General features: G+C 70.7%; 16 protein-coding genes. 2 read left to right on the top strand and 14 right to left on the bottom strand.

The features are described from left to right. Positions 1-37 precede the first annotated feature (37 nt). Positions 38-994 carry a GlxA family transcriptional regulator gene (locus C7C45_RS01425; protein ID WP_110561780.1) on the bottom strand — a complete coding sequence of 319 codons (957 nt, stop codon included), beginning with the start codon at positions 992-994 and terminating at the stop codon, positions 38-40. A 220-nt stretch (positions 995-1,214) separates the two neighbouring features. Here C7C45_RS01425 and C7C45_RS01420 point away from each other — a divergent pair, with 220 nt between their 5' ends. After that, positions 1,215-2,573 (top strand): collagen-binding domain-containing protein, encoded by a 1,359-nt coding sequence (locus C7C45_RS01420; protein WP_425271101.1) that lies wholly within the window; start codon positions 1,215-1,217, stop codon positions 2,571-2,573. A gap of 58 nt (positions 2,574-2,631) precedes the next feature. Here the strand turns inward: C7C45_RS01420 and C7C45_RS01415 are convergent, their stop codons facing one another. From C7C45_RS01415 to C7C45_RS01360, 12 genes are all read right to left on the bottom strand, one after another. Then, positions 2,632-4,041, bottom strand: coding sequence for a GH1 family beta-glucosidase (locus tag C7C45_RS01415; RefSeq protein ID WP_110561779.1), 1,410 nt, complete (start codon positions 4,039-4,041; stop codon positions 2,632-2,634). Next, positions 4,038-6,269 (bottom strand): alpha-xylosidase, encoded by a 2,232-nt coding sequence (gene yicI / locus C7C45_RS01410; RefSeq protein ID WP_110561778.1) that lies wholly within the window; start codon positions 6,267-6,269, stop codon positions 4,038-4,040. Before yicI ends, C7C45_RS01415 begins: the two co-directional genes overlap by 4 nt. After that, positions 6,266-7,150 carry a carbohydrate ABC transporter permease gene (locus C7C45_RS01405; RefSeq protein WP_110561777.1) on the bottom strand — a complete coding sequence of 295 codons (885 nt, stop codon included), beginning with the start codon at positions 7,148-7,150 and terminating at the stop codon, positions 6,266-6,268. The genes yicI and C7C45_RS01405 overlap by 4 nt, the downstream gene beginning before the upstream one ends. Before the next feature lies 1 nt (position 7,151). Beyond that, complete coding sequence (locus C7C45_RS01400; protein WP_110561776.1) at positions 7,152-8,120, bottom strand: carbohydrate ABC transporter permease; 969 nt, start codon at positions 8,118-8,120, stop codon at positions 7,152-7,154. Between the two features lie 67 nt (positions 8,121-8,187). Further along, the gene (locus C7C45_RS01395) at positions 8,188-9,492 is read right to left on the bottom strand and encodes an ABC transporter substrate-binding protein (protein ID WP_110561775.1); all 1,305 of its coding nucleotides are present in this window, start codon (positions 9,490-9,492) and stop codon (positions 8,188-8,190) included. A gap of 85 nt (positions 9,493-9,577) precedes the next feature. Next, the gene (locus C7C45_RS01390; RefSeq protein ID WP_244200189.1) at positions 9,578-10,627 is read right to left on the bottom strand and encodes a LacI family DNA-binding transcriptional regulator; all 1,050 of its coding nucleotides are present in this window, start codon (positions 10,625-10,627) and stop codon (positions 9,578-9,580) included. A gap of 549 nt (positions 10,628-11,176) precedes the next feature. After that, on the bottom strand, positions 11,177-12,085 hold the full coding sequence (locus tag C7C45_RS01385) for an amidohydrolase family protein (RefSeq protein ID WP_110561773.1): 909 nt from the start codon (positions 12,083-12,085) through the stop codon (positions 11,177-11,179). Then, positions 12,082-12,891: a metal-dependent hydrolase gene (locus tag C7C45_RS01380; protein ID WP_110561772.1), complete on the bottom strand. Its 810-nt coding sequence runs from the start codon at positions 12,889-12,891 to the stop codon at positions 12,082-12,084. The genes C7C45_RS01385 and C7C45_RS01380 overlap by 4 nt, the downstream gene beginning before the upstream one ends. Before the next feature lie 103 nt (positions 12,892-12,994). Continuing rightward, entirely contained in the window at positions 12,995-14,872 is a 1,878-nt protein-coding gene (locus C7C45_RS34695) for a serine/threonine-protein kinase (RefSeq protein ID WP_244200181.1), read from the bottom strand. Between the two features lie 119 nt (positions 14,873-14,991). Then, positions 14,992-16,656, bottom strand: a complete 1,665-nt coding sequence (locus tag C7C45_RS01370) for a serine/threonine-protein kinase (protein WP_425271103.1) — start codon at positions 16,654-16,656, stop codon at positions 14,992-14,994. Positions 16,657-16,789: 133 nt separating this feature from the next. Further along, the gene (locus C7C45_RS01365) at positions 16,790-18,124 is read right to left on the bottom strand and encodes a glycosyltransferase family 4 protein (protein WP_208641029.1); all 1,335 of its coding nucleotides are present in this window, start codon (positions 18,122-18,124) and stop codon (positions 16,790-16,792) included. Between the two features lie 138 nt (positions 18,125-18,262). After that, positions 18,263-20,206 carry an amylo-alpha-1,6-glucosidase gene (locus tag C7C45_RS01360; RefSeq protein WP_110561850.1) on the bottom strand — a complete coding sequence of 648 codons (1,944 nt, stop codon included), beginning with the start codon at positions 20,204-20,206 and terminating at the stop codon, positions 18,263-18,265. Between the two features lie 42 nt (positions 20,207-20,248). Between C7C45_RS01360 and C7C45_RS01355 the strand changes: the two genes are divergently transcribed. Beyond that, a complete protein-coding gene (locus C7C45_RS01355; RefSeq protein ID WP_110561770.1) occupies positions 20,249-22,957 on the top strand; it encodes an MGH1-like glycoside hydrolase domain-containing protein in 2,709 nt (902 codons plus the stop codon). Between the two features lie 120 nt (positions 22,958-23,077). Here C7C45_RS01355 and C7C45_RS01350 read toward each other — a convergent pair whose 3' ends face one another. Beyond that, positions 23,078-24,130 (bottom strand): NAD-dependent epimerase/dehydratase family protein, encoded by a 1,053-nt coding sequence (locus C7C45_RS01350; protein ID WP_110561849.1) that lies wholly within the window; start codon positions 24,128-24,130, stop codon positions 23,078-23,080. Positions 24,131-24,145 lie beyond the last annotated feature (15 nt).

Raw genomic sequence — 24,145 nt, 5'->3', positions numbered from 1 at the left:
GGTCCTTTCGGTTGACAGCGATGGCCGTCGAAGGCGATCAGAGCATCGAGAAGCGTGCGCGGAACGCGCCCGGGGTCGTGCCGAGTCGTTCGCCGAAGACACGTCGAAGCGACTCGGCGGACCCGAATCCCGACCTGGTCGCCACCACGTCGAGGGCGAGGTCGGACTGCACCAGAAGGCGTTTGGCGGTCTCCAGGCGAAGCTCGGTGCGGTAGCGCCCGACGGAGAGTCCTGTCTCACGTGCGAAGAGACGCTGGAAGTGTCGAGGCGACAGGGCAAACTGCGCGGCGAGGTCATCGACGCGGTGTGTCGCCGTCGGGTCGGCCTCGATGGCACGCTGAACGGCGGCTACCCGCTTCTCGCTGGCGCGTTCCAACCACACGGGGCCGGAGAACTGGGCCTGCTGTCCGGGCCGGTGCAGGAACATCACGAGCCAGCGGGCGATCTCCTGGGCGACTCGTGCTCCGTGGTCGGCAGCCACGACTGCCAGCGCCAGGTCGATTCCTGCCGTGACGCCACCCGACGTCCAGACCGGGCCGTCGTGCACGTAGAGAGCGTCGTGGTCGACGGTGAGATCGGAGAATCGCCGATCGAGGTCCCTGGAGACGGACCAGTGGGTGGCAACCCGGCGACCGCTGAGCAACCCGGCGCGTGCGCAGAGGAACGCTCCGGAACAGACCGACAACAACCGCGTGGGACGGCATTCCCGCAGCCAGTCGACGAGGTCAGCGTGCCCATCCTCGGCCGCCGCCGCACGGCCGCCGGGGACGACGAGGGTGCCGGCCCGGACCGGCTCTCCGAGCGCGGTGGCCATCATGACCAGGCCGCTCTCGGAAACCACCTCGGCCTCCGCGCCCGCCAGCCTCAGGTCGTACGCGGGGCGCTCACCACGTGTCGCCCGGTACCGGTTCGCCCCCGCCAGGACCTCCCATGGGCCGGTGACGTCGAGGGATTGCATGCCCGCAAAGGCGACGACGGTGACGCGCTCGACCATGCCCTGAGCGTGCCGGCCGAGCCGTCATGGCGCAATGACGCCGTACCCACGGAAAGTGACACGGCGCCGGCAGCCTCAGTCGAGACGGTCGGTGGCGGTGCGCGGCCAAGTGCGGGCGATTGCGCCCCCAGATCACCGTTTGGGGTGATTCTGTGGACCGCGCGTCCCCTGCTGCGAGGCGGCTCGTTACCGATTCGTGACCTTTAGTGAGACAGTGCAAGTGAGAACGCGTACCAGGGTGGGCAATCGACGGCTGCTTCTGCCCCTGGTGGGAGGGGCGACCGTCGGCATACTGGCGCTGCTGGCGACCACCTCCGAGGCTCAGCCCCGGCAACCGGTCGATCCGGTGGCCGGAACGCAGGGCTTCCTGGTCATGACCGCCGGAGACGCGCGGCTGGTCGGCGCCGAGAACGAGGGGACCATCGCGGTCGGAGGCAACCTCAGCTTCGGCAACTATCAGGTCGCCGGGAACAATGCCGGGTCTTTCGTCGTGCCGCCGGACAGTAATCCGACGGCCCTCCTGGTGGGCGGCCGGGTCGACTTCGCCGCCAGCGTCCCTGGGTCGCGGCTACAGGTGTTGCAGAACGGCTACGTGAAGATCGGCAACCTGACCGGAACATTTGTCCGCGACACCGACAACAACGACGCAGCGGTCAACACCAGGGTCCTGCCGGCGGACGACTACGAGGCAGCACCCCGGGTCGAACTCGTAACCCGACAACCTGTGGCGAGTGTCGGGCCCTCCTCGCCGCTGGATTTTGCCGGCGCGTTCGACGGTTTCCGCGCGACCGCCACCAGTTTGGCCACCTGTCAGCAAAACGTTGTGCTGACCACCCCGGAGGGTGCGCCGTTGCCCCGGCCTGTTCCTCCGGGCAGCAACGCGGTGGTCAACCTCGCCCCGGGTGTCACGAACGTGCTCGATCTGTCGGCCAGCGACCTTGCCAACATTTCGGTGCTCACCTTTGCCGACCAGCCCACTGCCGACACGCCGCTGCTGGTCAACGTGGACACCAGTGACGTCGCCGACGAGTTCGTCTGGCGGGCGCCGAACTTCGCCGGAATCGGCGGAGAACAGGCCAGATACATCCTGTTCAACTTCCCGACTGCCACCTCGATCACGCTTACCGACGACAGCGCGACGCTGGAGGGCACGATCTACGCGCCCAACGCCGCCCTGAATGCCGCGACGAACAGCAACATCGAGGGAAGCATCATCAGCCGGACCCTGACGCACGACGGCGGGGAGATCCATGACTTCCCGTTCTCAGCGCTGTTGAACTGCTCCCAACCGACGCCGACGCCGACAGCGTCGACGCCGACGCCCACACCGTCGACGCCGACACCCACACCGACGGGGCCGACGCCAACACCGACGGGGCCGACACCCACACCTACCGGGCCGACCTCCGCACCGACGACCCAGCCGCCGGTGAGCCCGACGGGCTACCCGACCAAGCACCCGTTGCCGGTCACCGGCACCTCGTCCTGGCCGATGCTCGGGATAGGGTCCACCGGAGTCGGCCTCGGCGTGGGCCTGCTACTGCTGGCCCGACTGAGACTGCGACGTAACGAGAACTGACACTGGCGACGGTGGGCCCAGGACACGGTCCTGGGCCCACCAACGCCGTGGGGTCGAGTCAGTCCGGTGTCTGGTCCAGCTCGCCGGTGGCGGCGAGCCGCTGGTACCAGTGGGCGCTGTCCTTCCAGGTGCGGACCTGGGTGTCGTAGTCGACCCGGATGATCCCGAAGCGGCGGTCGTAGCCGTAGCCCCACTCGAAGTTGTCCAGCAGCGACCAGACGAAGTAGCCGCGCACGTCGGCGCCCTGGGCCCGGGCGTCGGCCATCGCGCCGATGTGCCGGCGCAGATAGTCGATCCGTCGGTCGTCGTGGATCCGACCGTCGGCCGACACCACGTCGTCGAACGCCGCGCCGTTCTCGGTGATCATCATTGGCTGGCTCGGGTACTCGCGCCGCAGGCGCAGCAGCAGCTCGGTCAGGGCCGGCGGGTCGATGTTCCAACCCATCGCCGTGTACGGGCCGGGCTGCGGCAGGAAGTCGACGTTGTCGGCGGCGACCCAGGGCGTCGAGGTCGAAGCGCCGTGCCCGTCGGCGTCCGAGCGGGGCGACACCCCGTCCCAGGCCCGGACCAGGGTGCTCGAGTAGTAGTTGACCCCCAGCACGTCCAGCGGCACCGCGATCAGCTTCTCGTCGCCCTCCCGGACGAACGACCAGTCGGTGACGGACGCGGTGTCGGCCAGCAGATCGGCCGGGTATTCGCCGTCCAGCATCGGGCCGAGGAACGCGCGGTTGGCCAACGCGTCGATCCGCCGTACCGCGTCCCGGTCCGCCTCCGAGTCCGACGCTGGGCGGATGACGTGCAGGTTCAGCGTCACCGACAGTTCGGCGGTCGGGGCCAGCTCCCGGACCACCCGGCCGGCCAGCCCGTGCGCCAGGTTGAGGTGGTGCACCGCGGCCAGCGCCGCCGCCGGCTCCGTCCGACCCGGCGCGTGCACACCGGAGGCGTAACCCAGGTACGCCGAACACCACGGCTCGTTGAGCGTCGTCCAGGTGTGCACCCGGTCGCCCAGCGCGCCGACGATGCCCGCCGCGTACTCCTGGAAGCGCAGCGCGGTCTCCCGCGCCGCCCAGCCGCCGGCATCTTCCAACTCCTGCGGCAGGTCCCAGTGGTACATGGTGGCCACCGGGCGGACGCCCCGCTCCAGCAGCCCGTCCACCAGCCGCGAATAGAAGTCGATGCCAGCCTGGTTGAACCGGCCCGAGCCGCCCGGCTGCACCCGCGGCCAGGCGATCGAGAATCGGTACGCGCTGAGCCCGAGGTCGGTGATGTGCCCGAGGTCTTCAGCCCACCGGTGGTAGTGGTCGGCGGCCACGTCGCCGGTGTCGCCGTTCAGCGTCCGACCGGGTGTGTGGCTGTAGGTGTCCCAGATGGACGGTCCGCGCCCGTCCTCGGTGACCGCACCCTCGATCTGGTACGCCGCCGTCGCCGACCCCCAGACGAAGCTTTCCGGGAAGTGGTGTTGCGTCATCGTTCAATCCCCTGGATCTCGCAGATGTGGCCCGTCGAGGTGCCAGCGACCAATTCGGCACTGGCAGTCCCATCCTCGTAGCGCACGTCGAACTCGGCGCCCGGCCCGTCCCCGGGTGACGGTACCCGTACCCGGATCCGCTGCCCCTCGGCCGGTGCGTACAGCCGCAGCCGCACATCGTCGGCCCACTCGTAGTCCGGTCGGTCGTTGCGGGAGCCGAACGGGATGACCGCACCGGGCCGGGCCAGCACCGGCAGGCTGTCGAACCCGTGCTTCTCGGTGACCCACGCCGGGCCGGTGACCTGAGCGCCGGTGACCAGGTGCGTCCAGGTGCCGGCGGGCACGTAGTAGGTGACGTCGCCGTCGGCGTTGAGCACCGGAGCGACCAGCACGTCGGGGCCGAGCATGTACTGCCGGTCCAGGTACGCCGTCGCCGGGTCGTCCGGGAACTCCAGGAACATCGGCCGCATCACCGGCGTACCGTCGCGGTGGGCCTCCTGCGCGGCGGCCGCCAGGTACGGCATCAGGCCGAGCTTGAGTCGGGTGAAGTGCCGCAGCACGTCGACGGCCTCGTCGTCGAACGCCCACGGCACCCGGTACGAGCCGGAACCGTGCAGCCGGGAGTGCGACGAGAGCAACCCGAAGGCGACCCACCGCTTGAACACGGCCGGGTCGGGGGTGCCCTCGAAGCCACCGATGTCGTGGCTCCAGTAGCCGAAGCCGGACGCGGCCAGCGACAAGCCGCCGCGCAGCGACTCGGCCATCGCGACGAAGGTCGACTCGCAGTCGCCGCCCCAGTGCACCGGGAACTGCTGCCCCCCGGCGGTGGCCGAGCGGGCGAACAGCACCGCCTCGCCCTTCCCGCGCTCCGCCTCCAGCAACTCGAAGACAGCCTTGTTGTACAGGTAGGAGTAGTAGTTGTGCATCCGCTGCGGGTCCGAGCCGTCGTGCCACACCACGTCGGTCGGGATGCGCTCGCCGAAGTCGGTCTTGAAGCAGTCGACGCCCATGTCGAGCAACGCCTTGAGCTTGCCGGTGAACCAGCGGACCGCATCCGGGTTGGTGAAGTCGACAAGCGCCATGCCGGCCTGCCACTTGTCCCACTGCCAGACCGACCCGTCCGGCTTGCGGACCAGGTAGCCGGCCTCGCGGCCCTCCTCGAACAGGTACGAGCGCTGCGCGATGTACGGGTTGATCCAGACGCACACCTTCAGGTCACGCTCGTGCAGCCGGCGCAGCATCCCCTCCGGGTCTCCGAAGGTCGCCGGGTCCCAGACGAAGTCGACCCAGTGGAACTGCCGCATCCAGAAGCAGTCGAAGTGGAACACCGACAGCGGCAGCCCGCGCTCGGCCATCCCGTCGACGAACTCGGTCACCGTCTTCTCGTCGTACGAGGTGGTGAACGAGGTGGACAGCCACAGCCCGTACGACCAGGCGGGGATCCGGGCCGGCCGGCCGGTGAGCGCGGTGTAGCGGCGCAGCACGTCCTTCGGGTTCGGCCCGTCGATGACGTAGTAGGTGAGCGACTGCCCTTCGACGCTGAACTGGGTCTGCGTGACGACCTCGGAGCCGACCTCGAACGACACGTGCTCGGGGTGGTCCACGAACACCCCGTAGCCGGCGCTGCTGAGGTAGAACGGCACGTTCTTGTACGCCTGCTCGCTGGCGGTGCCGCCGTCGGCGTTCCAGATGTCGACCGTCTGCCCGTTCTTGACGAACGGGCCGAAGCGCTCGCCCAACCCGTACACCGTCTCACCGACACCCAGGGCGAGCCGCTCGTGCACGTGCGGACGGCCCTCGGCGTCGGTGACGACGCCGATGCTGCGCTCGGTGGACGCGGTGACCAGTCGGTCGCCGTGCAGGAAGTCGACCCGCCACCCGTCGACGAGCGCGACCCGCGCGGTCAGCTCGCCGGTGGTCAGCGTCGCGCTGATGCCGGTGACGTCGACGGTGACCGGGTGCGTCTCGTCGGTGTTCAGCCCGAAGTGCGGCTCGCGGGGCAGCCCGCCGGTGTGGTGGGCGATGGTCACCCCGATGACGCCGGGGGCGGGGGAGAAGAACCGGACGGTGACGAGGGGCCGGTTGAGGGTGCCGCCGCGTCCGGTGATCTGACCGGTCGGCGCGAAGACGGTGAAGCCGCGATCGTCCGGCTCGACCGATTCCACGATGCCGGGCCGCAGGACGCTGACGCCGGGGCGTAGCTGCCAGTACCCGTCGGTGAACTTCACTTCTCGGCTCCTGCCGTGATGCCGCGCGCCAGGGTGCGCTGGAAGATGAGGAAGAAGAGGATGGCCGGCACCAGACTGATCAACGCGCCGGCGTTGGTGGTCGGAGCATCCATCAACCGGTCGCCCTGCAGCGACGCCAGCGCGACCGGAATGGTCTGCGTCTGGTTGTCGATCAGCATGACCAGCGGGATGAGGAACTCGTTCCAGGTCCAGATGAAGAAGAAGATGAGCAGCACCGCGAGGGTGGGCCGCAGGTTCGGGAAGACCACCCGCCACAACACCGTCCACTTGCCGGCGCCGTCCAGCGCCGCGGCCTCCAGCAGTGAACGCGGGAACGTGCTCATCACCGAGGCGAGCAGGTAGGTGCCGAACGCGCTCTGGATCACGGTGAAGATGATGATCACCGAGAGCTGGGTGTTGTAGAGACCGACCTGCTTCGCCACGTAGTACAGCGGGTAGATCAGCGCCTCCTGCGGCAGCATGTTGGCCAGCAGGAAGAGACCGACGATCCAGAGCCGGCCGCGGACCCGACCGATACCCAGGGCGTACGCGTTGAGCAGCGACACGGCGACGCCGAGCACGGCAACGGAGCCGGCGATGAGCGCCGAGTTCCAGAGCTTGAGCGGGAAGTTCACCTCGGTCCAGTACGTCCGCAGACCCAAGGTGTAGAACTCCGTCGGCCAGCTCAGCGGGCCAGCCGACGAGTAGTCACCGGGCGACTTGAACGCGTTGAGCAGCATGAACGCGAACGGCACCAACATGACCAGCGCGCCGACGACGACCAGGGCGAGCACGACCCAGCGGCTGACGCCACGGTGGTGCCGATCGGGTACGGGCCGGCGTGGCGTCACCGGCGCGGCGGTCGGAGTGATGACGGCCATCTCAGAACCCCCGGTCCCGGCGCTCGCTGCGAGCCTGCAGCCAGATGAAGAGCACGGCCACCACAACGATGATCAGAGTCAGCACGGTGGAGATCGCGGAACCGTAGCCGACCTGCAGCTTCTTGAAGAACGTGTAGTAGGCGAAGTAGGACGGCACGTTCGTGGAGTTCTCCGGGCCGCCCCGGGTCAGGGCGAAGATCGGCCCGAACACCTTCAGTGCGGCGATGGTGCAGGTCAGGGCCACCACGAAGGTTTCCGGCCGGATCTGCGGGAGAGTGATCGCCCGGAACCGGTGGACCCAGTTCGCGCCGTCGACCTCGGCCGCCTCGTACAACTCGGGGTCGACCCGCTGCAGCGCCGCCATGAAGACGACCACCGGGTAGCCGATCTGCACCCAGATCATCACCGCCATCACGGCCGGCAGGGCAGTGTCCGGGTCGCCGAGCCAGTCGTGGCGTAGCGCGCCGAGACCGACCGCGTCGAGGAGGCTGTTGAACGCGCCGTCGGGGCGCAGGATCCAGCCCCAGACGATGCCGGCCACCACGACGGGCAGCACCTGCGGAAGGTAGAACGCGGCCCGCAGCGCGGCGGCGGTGCGGGGCTTGAACCGGCGGCCGATGACGTCGAAGAGCACTGCGGCGAGCAGCAGCCCGAGCAGGGTGGGCACCACCACCATTGCGACGAGCATCCAGACGGTGTTGCGGAACGACGCCCAGAACACGTCGTCGTGCAACAACTGCTGGTAGTTGTCCAGGCCGACCCACCTGGGGTCACCGATGCCGGACCACTTGGTCAGCGACAGGTAGAGGGTGCCGATCAGCGGTGCGCCGATGACCAGGATGAACAGCACCGCTCCGGGGAGCAGGTAGAGCCAGTACGCCGCGTTGCGGCCGCGACGTCGGCGGCTGGGCACGGGCGGGGTGGGGGTCACGGCCGGCGGTGTGGCGGCGACCGTCTCGGAGACTGCCATGGAAGATCCTTCCCGGCGGGGCGGGCGGGCGCGCCGGTCGTGCCGATCGCGCCCGCCGCTCGCCGTGTCACTTGCCGGTGATCTCCTTGACGCCATCCGCGTACGGCTTGGCGATCGAGTCGAGGACCTGGTCGGGTGACTTGGAGCCGTTGATCAGGCCCTGGAAGCCGCCCACCAGCACGTCGTAGTAGCCGGGGACCGGCCAGTCCGGGTAGAAGGCGAGCCCGTCGGACTTGCTGACCGTGTTGAAGTCCTCGATCAGCTTGCGGTCCTTCGGGTCGCTGATCTTCGACGCGTCAGCGGCGACCGGAACGCCACCGTTGTTGCCGATCAGGTCCTGGATCTCCGGACGCAGGGTGATGTCGATGAAGTCGTACGCCAGGCTCTTGGCCTTGCTGTTCTCCGGGACCACCCAGAGGTTGCCGGAGGAGCCGGCCTGCAGGGTGTTGCCGGGGAAGAGGAAGGTGTCCCAGTTGGCCTTCATCTCGGTCTTGAACCGGCCGTACCACCAGCTACCCGAGACGATCATCGGAACCTTGCCGCCGATGAACGCGGTGCCCATGTCCTCGGCCTTCAGGCTGGCCGAGTCCTTGGCGACGTAGCCCTTCTTCACCCAGTCGGCGAAGGTCGCCGCGCCGTACTTCAGCGGGTCGGCCTTGAAGTCCACCGGGTTCTTGTAGAGCTGGTAGTTGTCGACGAACTGCCGGTCCGCCTTGGACAGGGCCAACTGGTAGAAGAGTTGACCGGCCGGGTACTCCGCGCCGGCCATGCCCAGCGGGGTGATGCCCTTGCTGACGAAGGTGTCCATCGCGGCGGTCATGTCGGCCATCGTGGTCGGAACCTTGACGCCGTTACGCTCGAAGAGGTCCTTGTTGTAGTAGACCGTCACGTACTCGCCGTAGTTCGGCACGCCGAACCACTTGCCCGAGCCCATCACGCCCTTGTCGCTGTACCGGGCGGTGGTCTGCAGGCTGGGGCTGAGCTTGCCGGCCCAGCCGCGCTTGTCGGCCTCGGCGCTCAGGTCGGAGAGCAGACCCTGGGAGGAGAGCAGGCCGGCGGTGGCGTTGCCCTTGTTGTACTCCATGATGTCCGGGCCCTCGGCCGAGTTGATGATCATGCCGGCGTTCTGCTGGATCTGCTCGAACGCCTTGCGCTCGAAGCGCACCTCGACGCCCGGGTGCTCAGTCTTGAAGATCTCGATCGCCCGGTTCCAGCCGACCCCCATGGCGCTGGTTTCGCTCTCGTAGTGCCAGAGCTTGAGCACCTTGGCGTCGCTGTCGTCCCCGTTGTCACCACCACCGCAGGCGGCCACGGTGGTCGTCGCGGTCGCCGCCAGGGCGAGCGCGGCGACGAGCCGGCGGAATCGCTGCATTGCTATCCTCCTCGTTGAGTATCTAGCCGGTACTGCACTGGGCCCGTCGTCGCGTTGCCGCGCGGCGGCGGGCCGTTGTCGCTGGTCAGCCCCCGTCGATCGACGATGGGCGAGAGGTGACCAATGTCGGCCGCCGGGGCGCGGCGGTCGATCCCCGGATCTCCAACGCACACGGCAGCAGTTGCTGGTGACGTTGGTCGCCAGGGCCATCCAGGTGGCGCAGTAGCGCCTCGATGGCGATCCGACCGAGGGCCGAACCGGGTGACGTCATCGCGGTCAGCGCCGGGGTCGCCAGTTCGGCCACCTGCGTCGAGGTGACCATCGAGACGACCGAGACGTCGTCGGGCACCGACAACCCACGGCCGGTCAACTCGCCGAGGATGCCGAAGATCGCGGTCTCGTTCATGGCCAGCACGGCGGTCAGCTCCGGGGCCCGCGCGAAAGCGGCGGCCAGGGCCGCCCGCCCGCCGGCGGCGCTGTCCTCGGCCGGGATCATCACCGGCTCGAGACCGTGCCCGGTCATCGCCGCGACAAAAGCATCACGGGTACGCAGCGCGGGCCCGTAACCGCTGGCCAGGGTGGCGGCCGAGTGGTTGACGTAGACGATCCGCCGGTGCCCGAGACCGACCAGGTGCGCGACAGCATCCCGGACGGTCTGGTCGAAGTCGATGTCGACGTAGGAGAGCGTGCTGGTGTCGCCGGTGCGGCCGATCAGCACCAGTGGCACGCCGGCCTCCTGCAGGACGGTGACCCGTTCGTCGGCCAGCTGAACCTCCATCAGCACGACACCGTCGAGCATCCGCTGGCTGGCCAGCCGCCGCAGGTCGTCGAGGTCGCCGCCGCCGACCGGCGAGAGCACCAGGTGGTAGCCGGCGGCGCTGGCCGCCGCGGCGGCGCCGGTGACGAACGCGGTTTCGGTGGCGCCGAGGCCACGCTCGTCCATCGGCATCAGCAGGCCGAGGATTCGGCTGCGCCGACTGGCCAGGCCCCGGGCCATCGCGTTGGGCTGGTAGTCGAGCTCGGCCATCGCGGCGAGCACCTTGTCCCGGGTGGCCTGCGAGATCGGCCGGGTGCCGGTGAGTACGTACGAGACGGTGCTGACCGAGACTCGTGCGAGGCGGGCGACGTCATGCATGGTGGCCACCGCGCACCTCCTCTGGCCTGCGTGGGATCGCTCCCGCATGATCGTCGAAACGCTTCGACGAAGCGGTTCGACAGACGCTAGGCCACCTGTTACGGCGACGTCAATAGGTGATGTCGAAAAGAAGTCCAGCCCGTCGGGTGGCCGCCATGCCCCCGCGTCGGCCGGTCTGCGTCGGCCCTGCCTGGGCCCCCCCGGCCGGACCCCGGCCGGACCCCCCGACCGGACCCCGTGCCGGCCCCCCCGACCGGACCCCGTGCCGGCCCCCCCCGACCGGACCCCGTGCCGGCCCCCCCGACCGGGCCCCGTGCCGGCCCCCGTGACCGTCGGGCATCGGGTCTCGTCGGCCCTTCCGGAGTCGGGGCAATCCGCAAGATCGTGCTTGATCCTGGATGTAGTTGCTTCGGGTTGCGGTGGAGGCAACTACTTCCAGGATCGGGCACGATCTTGGCAGGCAGCGACCTTAGGAGGGCGCGGCGTGGGCAGGATGCGGAAGTGGGCAGGGCGCGGCGGTGGGTGGGGCGGGTCGTCTGCCGGACGGGTTCAGGGCAGGTCGAACAGGGCGGCGGCGTTGCCCCAGCAGACCGCGCGGAGCCAGTCGTCGCCCAGGTCCAGTCGGGCCAGCCCGGTCAGTTGGTCGGCGTACGGGTACGGGATGTTCGGGAAGTCGCTGCCCAGCAGCACTTTGCCGGCCAGCCCCAACTCGCGCAGCCGGGGCAACTCGTCGGCGGGGAAGGGCACGAACTGGTCGAAGAACGGCGTGAATGCCATCGTGGTGTCCAGCCGGACCTGCTCGTACGCCTCCGCCAGGTCGAGGAAGGCGCGGTAGTCCGGTGCGCCGAGGTGCGCCACCACCGCGGTCAGCCGGGGGTGGCGGGCGAGCAGGTCGGCGAACGGGCCGGGACCGGTGTGCGGGGTGCCCACCGGGGCGTGTCCGGCGTGCACCACCACCGGCACCGCCGCATCGGCCAGCATCCCCCAGACCTGGTCCAGCATCGGGTCGGTCGGCGCGAAGCCCCCGACCTGCAGGTGCACCTTGAACAGCTTGGCGCCACCCGCGAGCGCCGCCGCGACGTACCCGGGGGCATTCGGCTCGGGGAAGAACGTGGCCGAGGCCAGGCAACCGGGGGTGTCGCGGGCGAACTCCAGTGTCCAGCGGTTGAGGTCGGCCGCCATTCCCGGCCTGTGCGCGTACGCCAACGCGCTGAACGCCCGCACCCCGAGCCGACGCAGGTGAGCGACCCGGTCGGCGTCGCTCCACCGGTAGCGGATCGGCCATTCGGTGCCGACCAGTGGCCCCGCCGCGTCGAAGTAGGCCCACACACGGCGGAGCAGGCGCGGCGGCAGGAAGTGCACGTGGACGTCGGCCAGACCGGGCAGCCCCAGCGAACGCCAGAACTCCGGCACCCGCGTATCGGCGGCTGGCGGTCGTTCTGGCGCCGCGTCTGTCATATGTCGATGTCGAACCGGCTCAGCACCGAGGGCGCGATCAGGCCTACGGTCGCGAGTACCGAGACGATGGTCAGGGCGATTCGCATCCCGACCACCTCGGCCTTGCTGCCGACGCGCAGGGCGATGCGGTTCGGCAGACCGATCATCATCCACATGCGCCGCTTGATCGGGATCGGCCAGAGGATCGGCACGCCAGCTCGGGTGATCATGTCGCCGAGGATGTGCACGAAGCAGCCCACGCCCAGCGCGGTGCCGATCAGGGGATAGCCTCGCCCGCCCGGGAGGTTGGCGAAGGTGAACCAGGCCGCTCCGGCCGACGCGAGAGTGATGATCACCCACCCGGCCCGCTCGGCCCACTCGTCGAACAGCCCGCGCAGCGCCAGGCCGAACATGAAGAACAGGATGGTGATCACCGCCCACTTGCCGTACGCGGCGCAGAGCGCGGTGGTGCCCCAGCCGACCAGCACGGTGAACGGAAGCGTGTGCGTCAGCGTCCGGTGCCCGTTGTTGCGGCGCGGGTCCTTGCTGAGCTTCGTGGCGTAGTAGACCCCAAGTGAGATCTTCTCCATCACCTCGGCGGCAAACAGCGAGAAGACCCCGAAGGTACGGGCCACGGTCGCCCCACCCTGGTTCTTGGTCACCTTGCCCGACATGTCGAGGTCGGGAAAGAGCGCGCCGCCGGCGCACACCGCGGTGCCCACCGCCAACGCGAGCGGCGACTGGTGGTAGTCGGCGAACTGCTCCAGTGCCCAGGAGCCAGCCAGCCACACCGCCGCGCCGGACAGCGCGTGTTGCGGTCCCATCATCTCGGCTCACCCTCCCCAGGGATCTTGAGCGCCCAAAACTACGCCACTGTAGTCAGCGTCGGCGCCGCAGGGGCATCACCCGGATGGTCCACATCGGACACGGTCACATGGCGGGGGTGAAGCTCTGCCGAATCATCGGCAAGTATGCCGCGTTGACCTGCCAGTCGAACTCTTTTGTCAACCACGAGACGATGAAGGAACGCCGGGCCGAGGTGTTGGCCAGCAACCGGAAGCTGTGAACCTGCTCGCCGGCGGCGTTCTCCCAGCCGCACTCCCAGACCGCGCCACCCTCGAAGATGTCCATCGCGGAGATGTCCACCTTGCGGTAGTCGGTCAGCAGTGGGTCGCCGGTGGTGAGTCGTACCTCCTCGGCCTGCCAGTACGCCACCGGGTCGGGCCGCGCCGGCCCCGCCTCGACACTGAGCACCCGGGCGCCGTCGGGCTCCCGGAAGCAGGTCACGGCCCCCTCGGTCCAGCGCGTCCAGCCCACCGGCACGGCGATCCGAAACCCGGCCGGGTCGTCGTGCCAGGTCCAGCCGTCGCGCAGTCGGTATCGCGCGTCAGCCGGCCGGGGCACCTTTGCCACCGGGGTGGCCGTCGGTGGCGGTGGCTTCGCGCAGGCGAACGCGGCCGGCCGGGGGGACGGTGCCCCGCCGCCGGAACCGGATGGTGGCGTCCGCTCATTGTTCCGGTCGACGACCGCCAACCTGACACCTGTGGCGACGAGCAGGGCGGTGGCCGTCGCCACCAGGGCGATCAGGCGCTGCCGCCGTTTGCGGAGGCGGCCCGCTGGCCGCCGGGCCGCCGCTGGGCCGCCAGGGTGTGCGGGGCCGCCGGGGTGTGCCGGGCCCTCGGGATACGCCGAGCCACCGGGGTGTGCGGGGCTGCCGGGGTGTGCCGGGTCGGGATACGCCGAGCCACCGGGGTCCGCCGAGCCACCGGGGTCCGCCGGGCCGCCGGAGTCCGCCGGGCCACCGGACGGGTGCGCGGGGCCGACTAGGTGCGCGGGCCCGACCGGATCGAGCGGCCCGACCGGCCCGACCGGCCCGACCGGCCCGAGCGGGTCGAGCGGGTCGAGCGGGTCGACCCGGTCGGGCACGACGGCACGGCCCGCGCTGCGTACCGCGGCCACTGCCGAGGACCGGGCCGGACCGGCGGTCTGGTTGTCGTCCGCCGCGGCGTTTCGCAGCAGCGGCTTCACTTCGGTGGCGGTCAACCGCCGCCTGGGGTCGCGCTCCAGCAGGCCGCTCAGGGCGGGACGCAACGGACCGGCACGGCGCATCGGGTCCGGTGGTTCGGTTGCCAGCGCGCTCAGTGTCGCCATCGCGCTCGACCGGGCGTACGGCGACTGGCCCTCGACCGTCGCGAAGAGCGTCGCGCCCAGCGACCACATGTCGGTACGCGGATCGGACACCCCTTCGCGGGCCCGTTCCGGCGCGACGAACTGCGGGGAACCGAGCACCATCCCGGGCCCGGTCATCGCACCTTCGCCGCCGTCGAAGGTGGCCAGCCCGAAGTCGGTGAGCACCACGCGCCCGTCGTCGGCGACCAGCACGTTGTGCGGCTTCACATCGCGGTGCAGCACCCCGGCCGTGTGCGCGGCCCGCAACGCGGCGAGCACCGCCAGCCCGATCCGGGCGGTGCGCTGCGGGCTCAGTGGCCCCTCGGCGCTGATGATCTGCTGCACCGATCGGGACTGCACGTACTCCATCACGATCCAGGGGTTCTCCCGGTCGTGCACCACGTCGTAGATGCGGACCACGTTGGGGTGGTTGAGTCGGGCAGCGGTGCGTGCCTCGCGCAACGTCCGCAGCCGCAACTCCTCGCGCTCGGCCTCGGCCAGGAAGGACGGCGGCACGACCTCCTTCACCGCGACGTCGCGGTGCAGCATCTCGTCGCGGGCAAGCCACACCCGGCCCATCCCGCCGGTGCCGACCAGGTCGAGTAGCCGGTACCGACCCGCGATCAGCAACTGATGCACGGTCGCTCCCCCTCGGTCACCCCGGGTTACACGATAGCCACGGATACCGGCATTCTCATCCACTGAGCGGCCTCGATCCACGCCGGACGGTGGCCTGGATCATGGCCATACGGTGCAGGTCAGTGGGGTGCTCGGAAACTATCTCGCACTTTCGCCCAGTCGGTGCCGGCGGAGGCCCAGTCCGCGTCGTCGGTGATCCAACCCAGCGTCCAGCGGCCGGCCCCGACGACGTGTTGCCGGGCGTGCAGCCAGGGCCCGTCCGGTGCCCTCCAGCGGCACTCCCAGTCCGCACCGCGGTCGCTCGCGGCGAGCAGGATCTCGTCGTACCCAGGCAGAGCCCCGGCCCCGGCTGTCGCGTCACGGGCGGTCCGCAGCCGGACCAGGGGATCGGCCGGGCGTCCCTCGGCGACGCTGAAGGCCCGGCCGGTCGCCGGGTCCTGGAAGCAGGCCGCGGTGCCGTCGCGGGAGTATCGCCAGGTCGCCGGAACGGAGACCCGGAAGCCGGAGGTGTCGGCGTGCCAGACCCAGCCGGGCGGCGGGTGGAGCTTTTCGCCGAGGACCGGCGTACCGGCCGACACCGGCACACCGACGATGTCCGGGCGGACGCAGGGGAACGGTGGCGGGGGCACTCCGCGCCCACCCGGCGGGGGGCGGGGCCGGTCGGGGCCCGGACCGAACGGGCCATCCGGGCCGCCGCCGTATGGCGGGCCGTACGGCGGCGACCCGGTGGGCCGGGAGGTGGTGCCGGTGGGCTGGTCGGCGGTGACGGCCAGCGCGGTGCCCACGCCGGCGACGGCGGCCACCAGTAGCGCCACGGCGACCAGCGCCGTCCGCCGTGGCGGGCGCGGTGCGCCCGGTCGCGGGAGCGCCGGCGCCGGTTCGCCCGGTTCGGCGGCCTGGCTGGGCTCGGGCAGCGGGATGGTGAGGTCCTGGTCGTCGGCCATGGTGGGCCGGTCGGCCGCCGCCGCGTCGAGGTGGTCGGTCGCCGACGGCGAATCGAAGTGGCCGGTCGTCGGCGGCGGCGCGGTGCGGCCGGTCGCGGCCGTGGTGAGCAACCGGCGGGCCGTCTCGTGGTCGAGGCGGTCGTGCGGGTCGCGGCGCAGCAGCCCGGCGAGCACCGGCGCGAGTGGCCCGGCGTGCGGGGCCGGATCCGGCGGCCCGGCGGCCAGCGCGCTCAGGGTGGCCATCGCAGTGCTGCGGGCGTACGGGGAACGGCCCTCCACGGCGGCGTGCAGGGTTGCCCCGAGCGACCACAGGTCGGCGGCCACCGTGGAGACCCCCTCGGCGGCGCGCTCGGGGGCGACGTACTGCGGGGAGCCGAGGACCATGCCGGGGCGGGTCATCGTGCCGTCGCCGCCGTCGAAGGTGGCGAGCCCGAAGTCGGTGAGCATCACCCGCCCGTCGTGCGCCACGAGCACGTTCTGCGGTTTGATGTCGCGGTGCAGCACCCCGGCGGTGTGCGCGGCCTGCAGCGCGTCGAGCACGGCCAGGCCGATCCGGGCCGCGCGGTCCGGCTCCAGTGGCCCTTCGTCGTCCACCACGTCCTGCAGGGTGCGCGACGGCACGTACTCCATCACGATCCACGGGCTGCCGTCGACCGGGATGACGTCGTAGAGCCGGACCACGGCGGGATGGTTGAGACGGGCCGCGGCGCGCGCCTCGCGCAGGGTGCGTGAGCGCAGCTCGGCCCGTTCCGGATCGGCCAGCCAACTCGGCGGCACGATCTCCTTCACCGCGACCTCGCGGTGCAGCATCTCGTCGCGGGCCCGCCACACCCGACCCATGCCCCCGCGGCCCACCAGGTCGAGCAGCCGGTATCGACCGGCGATCAGCACCTAGGCACGCTCCTCCTCAGCCGCTGTCCGGGCTACACCCTAACCAGCGGATCGGAAGTCACCTATCGGTCGTCCGACCCGGTCAGCAGGCGGCGTGGTCGGCGGGGGCCAGCAGATTCCCCTCCGGGATGGCGATCCGGGCACGTCCACCGGCCAGTTGGGCGGCGGCGCGTCGGGCCTGCAGCGGGCCGTGCTCCCGACGTGCGGCGGTGTAGCTGGCAGCGGTGCGGGCCGCGATGGTGGCCCACCCGTACTGTTCGCCGACCATGGTGCGGGCCCGGCGGGCCACCCTGCGGGCGAAGACCTCGTCGCCGAGTAGTTGTCCGACCGCGCCGGCGAGCGCGTCCGGGTCGCTGTGCGGGAACGTCACCCCGGTCACCCCGGGCTCGACGATCTCGGCGAGGCCGCCGGTGCGGGCCACGGCGAGGGGCGCTCCGGCGGCCGCCGCCTCCAGCGCCACCATGCCGAACGGCTCGTAGAGGCTGGGCACCACTGTCGCGTCGGTGGCGCCGAGCATCGCCGGCAGTTGGGTGGAGTCGAGGAAGCCGGTGAACCGGACGGTCGAGCCGAGTGCCAGCCGCCGGGCCTGGGCCTCCAACTCGGAGCGGTACGGGCCGTCGCCGGCGATCACCACCCGGAGCCCCGGGTGCCGCTCACGCAGCCGGGGCACCGCGTGCACGAGGTGCTGGACGCCCTTCTCGTAGACCAGCCGTCCGGCGTACCCGACCAGCGGGCCGTCCCCGGCGAACCGCGCTCGGGCCGACGCGACCGCCCGCGGCCGGGCCCGCCAGGCCCGTCCGTCGACCCCGTTGGGCACCACGTCGACCTGGGCGGTCGGTACGTCGAACAGTGCGGTCACCTGGTCCCGCATGTAGCCGGAGCAGGCGATCACTCGAACGGAGGAACTGCTGAGCCAGTGCTCGACGCCGTGGATGGTGCGGTTCATCTCCTCCGGCAGCCAGCCCTGGTGCCGACCCGCCTCGGTGGCGTGCATGGTGGTGACCAGGGGCAGGTCCAGGTGCTCGGCCAGGGTGATGGCGGTGTGCGCGACGAGCCAGTCGTGGGCGTGGATGACGTCGTAGGTGCCGGCTTCGGTGGCGCGCAGGGCGGTGCGGGTGAGGGTGTGGTTGAAGGCCATGGTCCAGGCCAGCAGGGAGCTGGTGGCGAGGGGGAAGGCGACCGGGTCCTCGGGGGCGCGCAGGATGCGGACGCCCTCGGCGTACTCCTCGTGGGGTGCGCCGTCGCTGTGGCGGGTGACGACGGTGACCTCGTGGCCGGCGGCGGCGAGGGCGACGGAGAGGGCGTGCACGTGTCGGCCGAGGCCGCCGACGAGCACCGGCGGGTACTCCCAGGAGAGCATCAGCACCCGCAGCTGCCGGGCGGGGTGGATGTCGATCACGTGGGCATCGGGTGACATGCGGCCCCCTTTGAGTTGTCCCCGGGCGCGCGCCGACCGACACCGGAAGTCGATGTCGCCGTCGCGTCTGGATCGGGGCCAATCTTGCCGGGATCGAGATAACCAGCGGCGACACCACCGTTGCGGTCGTGTAAAGCGCTACTGGCCCTTTCGGCGCACCCGCAGCAGCTCCGCCACCGACCACGCCTGGAATGGGCAGCCGGTCGCGGCGTGCGGCGCGACGCCGTCGGCCGTCTCACTTACCGAGCCTAGCCCATATTCGGTCAGATGGGCCTCAATGCCGACGAACGCATCATCGACCGACATCTTGCCCCGGCGGGCGGCATCGACGTACGGGCCGAGCAGCCACGGCCAGACCGTGCCCTGGTGGTAGCCGCCGTCCCGGTCGGCCGGGCCACCCCGGTGCCGGCCCACGAACTCCGGAGCGTCCAGGGCCAGGCTGCGCGGTCCGAGCGGGGTGAGCAGGCCGCCCGCGATGCGGCGGAGCGTCGCCTCGTCCGGCTCCATCGGCGCGAACGGCAACGACCAGGCCAGCAACTGGTTGGGGCGCAGCGCGTCGTCGTCGTGCAGGGCGGCCCCACCCAGGGGGTACGCCGGCGCGGGCGCGTCCAGCACGTCGTGCAGCCAGCCGGTCGGTGCTGGGAAGCGCGCCCGGAACGAGGTGGTGGCCTGCCGGTGGCGTCGCCACAGCTCGTCCGCGTCCTGCCCGGCCAACTCCGCCAGCTCGGCGAGCCCGGCCAGCCCGTTGATCCACAACGCGTTGACCTCGACCGGCTTGCCGGTACGCGGGGTGACCGGTACGCCGTACACCCGGGCGTCCATCCAGGTCAGCGCGGTGCCGGGGGCGCCCTGGGTGAGCAGCCCGTCGGTCGGGTCGACGCGGATCCCGTACCGGGTGCCGGCCACGTGGGCGTCGATCACCGCACGCAGCGCGGGCAGCAACTCGTCGCCGAGATCGGTGTCACCGGTGACGGTGACGTGCCGACTCACCGCGTGCAGGAACCACAGCGTGCCGTCGACCGTGTTGTACTCGACCCGACCGGTGTCGGCCGTGTTCGCCAGCATCCCCTCGGACAGCGTCGCCGCGTACGACCGCAGCAGCGCCCTGCCCAGGTCGGCCTGACCGGTGCAGAGGAACAACCCCTCGTAGGAGATCATCGTGTCCCGGGACCAGGCCCCGAACCACGGGTAGCCGGCGACCACGTCCGCCGCGGCGTCGTTGGTGCGCACCACGAACGCGTCGGCGGCCAGCACCAGGGTGGCCTCCACGTCGTCGGCCGGCTTCGCCGTCGCCACGACGTGCCGGTTGCGCCGCCGGGCCGCCGCCACGATGCCCTCCGCCGGCCCTGGTTCCAGGTCGAGCTGACCGGCCCAGGCCCGCACCGACACCGTGTCGCCGGGGCGTTCCAACTCGCCGGCGAAGCGGCCCGCGTACCAGAGATCCTCGTCCGCCTGCAGACCCCGGTTCGCCTCCTCCCGGTGGTGCACGCCCAGCCACCACTGCCCCTCGGGCGTCCAACCCGGGCCGGCCAGCCGGTACGAACCCTCGACCACCGCGCCGTCGGCCACCGCCTCGACCTGCGGGATCGGGCCGTCGGCACGCCGCTCGCCGTGCGCGTCGCGCCAGGTGCAGGCGGCGGAGAGCTCCAGCCGGACGGGCCCGCCGGCGACCAGCCGGTGCACCACCGCCACGCAGGAACGGCCGCGCAGCATGGCCAGCTCCCGTTCGATCACCACCGCGCCGATCCGCCACCGCCACCGGGGCAGCCCGTCGACCAGGTCGAAGCGCTCCAACAGCTCGAAGCCGCGCGGGTCCACGTCGCCGGAGGACCACTCGTGCGCGCCGAGCCGCACCCGGGCACCGGACGGCAGGGTGACCGTCGGGTCCAGACTGACCAGTCCCACCTGCCGGGACGCCGGGGTTTCACCCGGGACCACCAACAGACCGTGGTAGCGACGCGTCCGCAGTCCGCCGACGGTGCCCATCGCATAGCCGCCGAGGCCATCGGGGACCAGCCACTCCCGGCTTGCCGCACTGGTCAGGTCGCCGCAGACCTGCGGGCCGAAGCGAATGTCAATCAACTTTCCTCCACCGGCGGCGAGGTGTAACACGCCACGACGAGAATGGCCGCTGTGGTCAAGTACCGCGGCGGCGTCAAAGATGTGCACGTGATCACTGACCGATCGTCCTCCGACGACTCGCCACCCGACGCTGAGCGGCTCCGGCTCGCCCAGGCTGACTCGGGGGAGCAGGACTGGCGCGCATGGGGTCCCTATCTGTCCGAACGGGCGTGGGGGACGGTACGGGAGGACTACAGCGAGCACGGTACGGCCTGGGACTACTTCCCGCACGACCACGCGCGGTCCAGAGCCTACCGGTGGAATGAAGACGGGATGGCGGGCGTCTGCGACGAACGACAGACGTTCGCCTTCGCTCTCGCGCTGTGGAACGGCAGGGACCCGATCCTCAAGGAGAGGATGTTCGGTCTCGGCGGAGACAGCGGCAACCACGGCGAGGATGTCAAGGAGTACTGGTGGTACGAGGACTCCACGCCCACCCACTCCTGGATGCGGTGGCGCTACCACTACCCGCAGGCCGCCTTCCCGTACGACGAACTCGTCGCGGTGAACGCGCTGCGCGGCCGTGACGACACCGAGTACGAGCTGGTGGACACCGGAATCTTCGACGACGACCGGTACTGGGCGGTGACCGTCGACTACGCCAAGGCGTCCCCGACCGACCTCTGCATCGTGGTGACCGTCACCAACCGGGCCGACCGGGCGGAGACCCTGCACGTGCTGCCCACCCTGTGGTTCCGCAACACCTGGGCCTGGGGCCTGCCCGGCGGCGACCGGATCCCCCGGCTGACCGGCCAGGGCACCCGCCTCGTCGGCGAGCACCGGGTGCTCGGCCAACTGCTGCTGGAGGGCGACGGCGGGCCGGTGCCGCTGCTCTGTGACAACGACACCAACGCCGAGCGGCTCTGGGGCCTGCCCGGCCGCTCGCCCTACCCGAAGGACGGCATCAACGACCACGTGGTCAACGGCGCGGCCACGGTCAACCCGGCGCGGGAGGGCACCAAGGGCGCGCTGCACTACGTGCTCGACGTACCGGCCGGTGGGCAGCGCCAGATCCGGCTGCGGCTGACCCGTACCGCGTCACCGCCGGCCGCCGCGCCACCGCCACCGGCGGACCTCAGCGACGGCTTCGAGGCGGTGGTGTGGGCGCGGCGGGCCGAGGCGAACCGGTTCTTCGCCGGGGTGATCCCGCCGGCCGCCACCCAGGACGAGGCGCTGGTGGCACGGCAGGCCATCGCCGGGTTGATGTGGGGCAAGCAGTTCTACCACTTCGACGTCAAGCGCTGGCTCGAAGGCGACCCGGGCTCGACACCACCGCCGGCCGGGCGCCGGCACGGGCGCAACAGCGCCTGGTGGCACATGACCAGCTTCGACGTCATCTCCATGCCCGACCCCTGGGAATATCCCTGGTACGCGGCCTGGGACCTGGCCTTCCACTGCGTGAGCATCGCCCGGGTCGACCCCGGCTTCGCCAAGGAGCAGCTCCTGCTCCTGCTGCGCGAGTGGTACCTGCACCCCAACGGGCAGATCCCGGCGTACGAGTGGGCGTTCGGCGACGTGAACCCGCCGGTGCACGCGTGGGCGGCGCTGAAGGTGTTCGAGATCGACGGCGGCCGGGACTACGAGTTCCTGGCTCGGGTGATGCACAAGTTGCTGCTCAACTTCACCTGGTGGGTCAACCGCAAGGACACCGGCGGCAACAACGTCTTCGAGGGCGGTTTCCTCGGGCTGGACAACGTCGGGCCGTTCGACCGCTCGGCGGCGCTGCCGGTGGCTGGTGTGCTGGAGCAGTCCGACGGCACCGGCTGGATGGCCATGTACGCGCTGAACATGCTGGACATGGCGATCGTGCTCGCCGAGCACGACCGGACCTGGGTGGACACCGCCACCAAGTTCTTCGAGCATTTCGCCTACATCGCCGCCGCCGCGTACGAGCAGGGGTTGTGGGACGACGAGGACGCCTTCTTCTACGACGTGCTGCGTCTCGCCGACGGCACGAAGGTGCCGCTGAAGGTCCGTTCCGTCGTTGGTCTGCTGCCGTTGGCCGCGACCACCCGGCTCACCGCGAAGACCCTGCACCGCCTGCCGGAGTTGGGCGCGCGGTTGCGCTGGTTCCTCACCAACCGCCCGGAGTACGCCCAGGTGATCGGCACCCGCCGGCTGGGCCCCGACGGCCGGCAGCAGCGGCTGCTGTCCATGGTCGGCCCGGAGCAGGTGGTCCGACTGCTCGCCCGGATGGTGGACCCCGACGAGTTCCTCTCCGACTTCGGCCTGCGGACGTTGTCCCGCGCGCACCTCGACAAGCCGTTCTCCGTCACCCTCGGCGGGCAGGAGTTCTCCGTCGGCTACGAGCCGGCCGAGTCGACGAGCGGACTGTTCGGCGGCAACTCCAACTGGCGGGGTCCGATCTGGATGCCGACGAACTTCCTGCTGATCAGTGCGTTGCGGGACTACGCGGCGTTCTTCGGCGACGACCTTCAGGTGGAGTATCCGACCCGCTCCGGGGTGAAGCGTTCGCTGGACGAGATCGCCGACGACCTCTCCGCTCGGCTGATCTCACTCTTCACCCAGGACGACTGGGGTCGACGGCCGATCTACGGTGCCGCTCAGATGTTCCAGACCCATCCGGACTGGCGGGACCTGATCGCGTTCCCCGAGTACTTCCACGGCGACAACGGGGCCGGCCTGGGTGCCTGGCACCAGACCGGCTGGACAGCCCTGGTCGCCGACCTGATCCTGACCCTGCGCCGCTGACGTCCTGCCTGCGGGGCCGCCTCCGGCATGATCGCGCTCGATCCATGTTGTAGTGGTGTCCCTGGCACTGGGAGGCCACTCGATCCTGGATCGAGCGCGATCACGCGGCCGGCAGGGCCCTCAGCCGGTGACGAGGCCGAACTTGATCAGGCTGTCGGCGGTGTCGGTGATGGTCGTCTCCACCGGGCGAGGCCGCCAGCCGAGGACATTGCGAGCCTTGTCGTTGCTGATCAGCGGGACCTGGCCACGAAGGGCGGCCGCGTCCCGCAGCGCCGGTTCGGTCTTCGCGGCCTCGCGGACCTCCTCGTCGGTGAGTTCCCGGGCGGGCACCCGGTCGGCGAGGCTGGGCAGGTGCTTTGCCAGCATCTTCGCCACCTCGAAGAAGCTGACCGACGGCCCGCCGACGCCGATGAACCGCTCGCCGGCGGCCGCCGGGTGCAGCATCGCGCGCAGGTGCAGGTCGACCACGTCCCGAACATCCACCACCCCGAAGTACATCCGGGGTACGACCGGCATCGACCCCTGCAGGAACGCCTGCACCAGGCCGGTCGACGCGGACACCCGCGGTCCCACCAACGGCCCGAAGATCCCGGTCGGGTTGACGACGCTCAGCTCCACCCCGCCGTTGTCCCGGACGTAGTCCCAGGCGGCGCGCTCGGCGAGCGTCTTCGACTTGTGGTACGCGGGAATGTTGTCATCAACGTTCGTCCAGTCCGCCTCGCTGTATCGTCCGTCGGGCTTGACCGTGTAACCCACCGCCGCGTACGACGAGGTCAGCACCACCCTCCGTACGCCGGCCTCGCGGGCGGCCCGCAGGACGCGCAGCGCTCCGTCGCGTGCTGGCCGGATGACCTCGTCCTCGTCCTTCGGCGGGGTGAACGGGAACGGTGACGCGTGGTGCAGCACGTAGCGCACCCCGTCGACCGCTTCGGCCCAGCCCTCGTCGGTGGACAGGGCAGCCGTCCGGAACTCGACCCGGCCGTCTGGGTTCGTGCCGATCTGCCGGATCCGGTCGAGCACCTCGTCCTGCTGGCCCGGCTCGCGGACGGTGACCCGCACCCGGTAGCCCTCGTCGAGCAGCCGGACGACGGAGTGCCCGCCGAGGTGTCCGGTGGCACCGGTCACCAGCACGGGGGTGTCGTCGGTGGCGCTCAGCGGTATGTCGTTGCGCATGATCTCTCCCATCGT

It is taken from the genome of Micromonospora arborensis (assembly GCF_003205615.1).
In the GTDB taxonomy this organism is placed as follows: Bacteria; Actinomycetota; Actinomycetes; order Mycobacteriales; family Micromonosporaceae; genus Micromonospora; species Micromonospora arborensis.
This window is presented reverse-complemented; position numbering and strand designations above follow the sequence as displayed.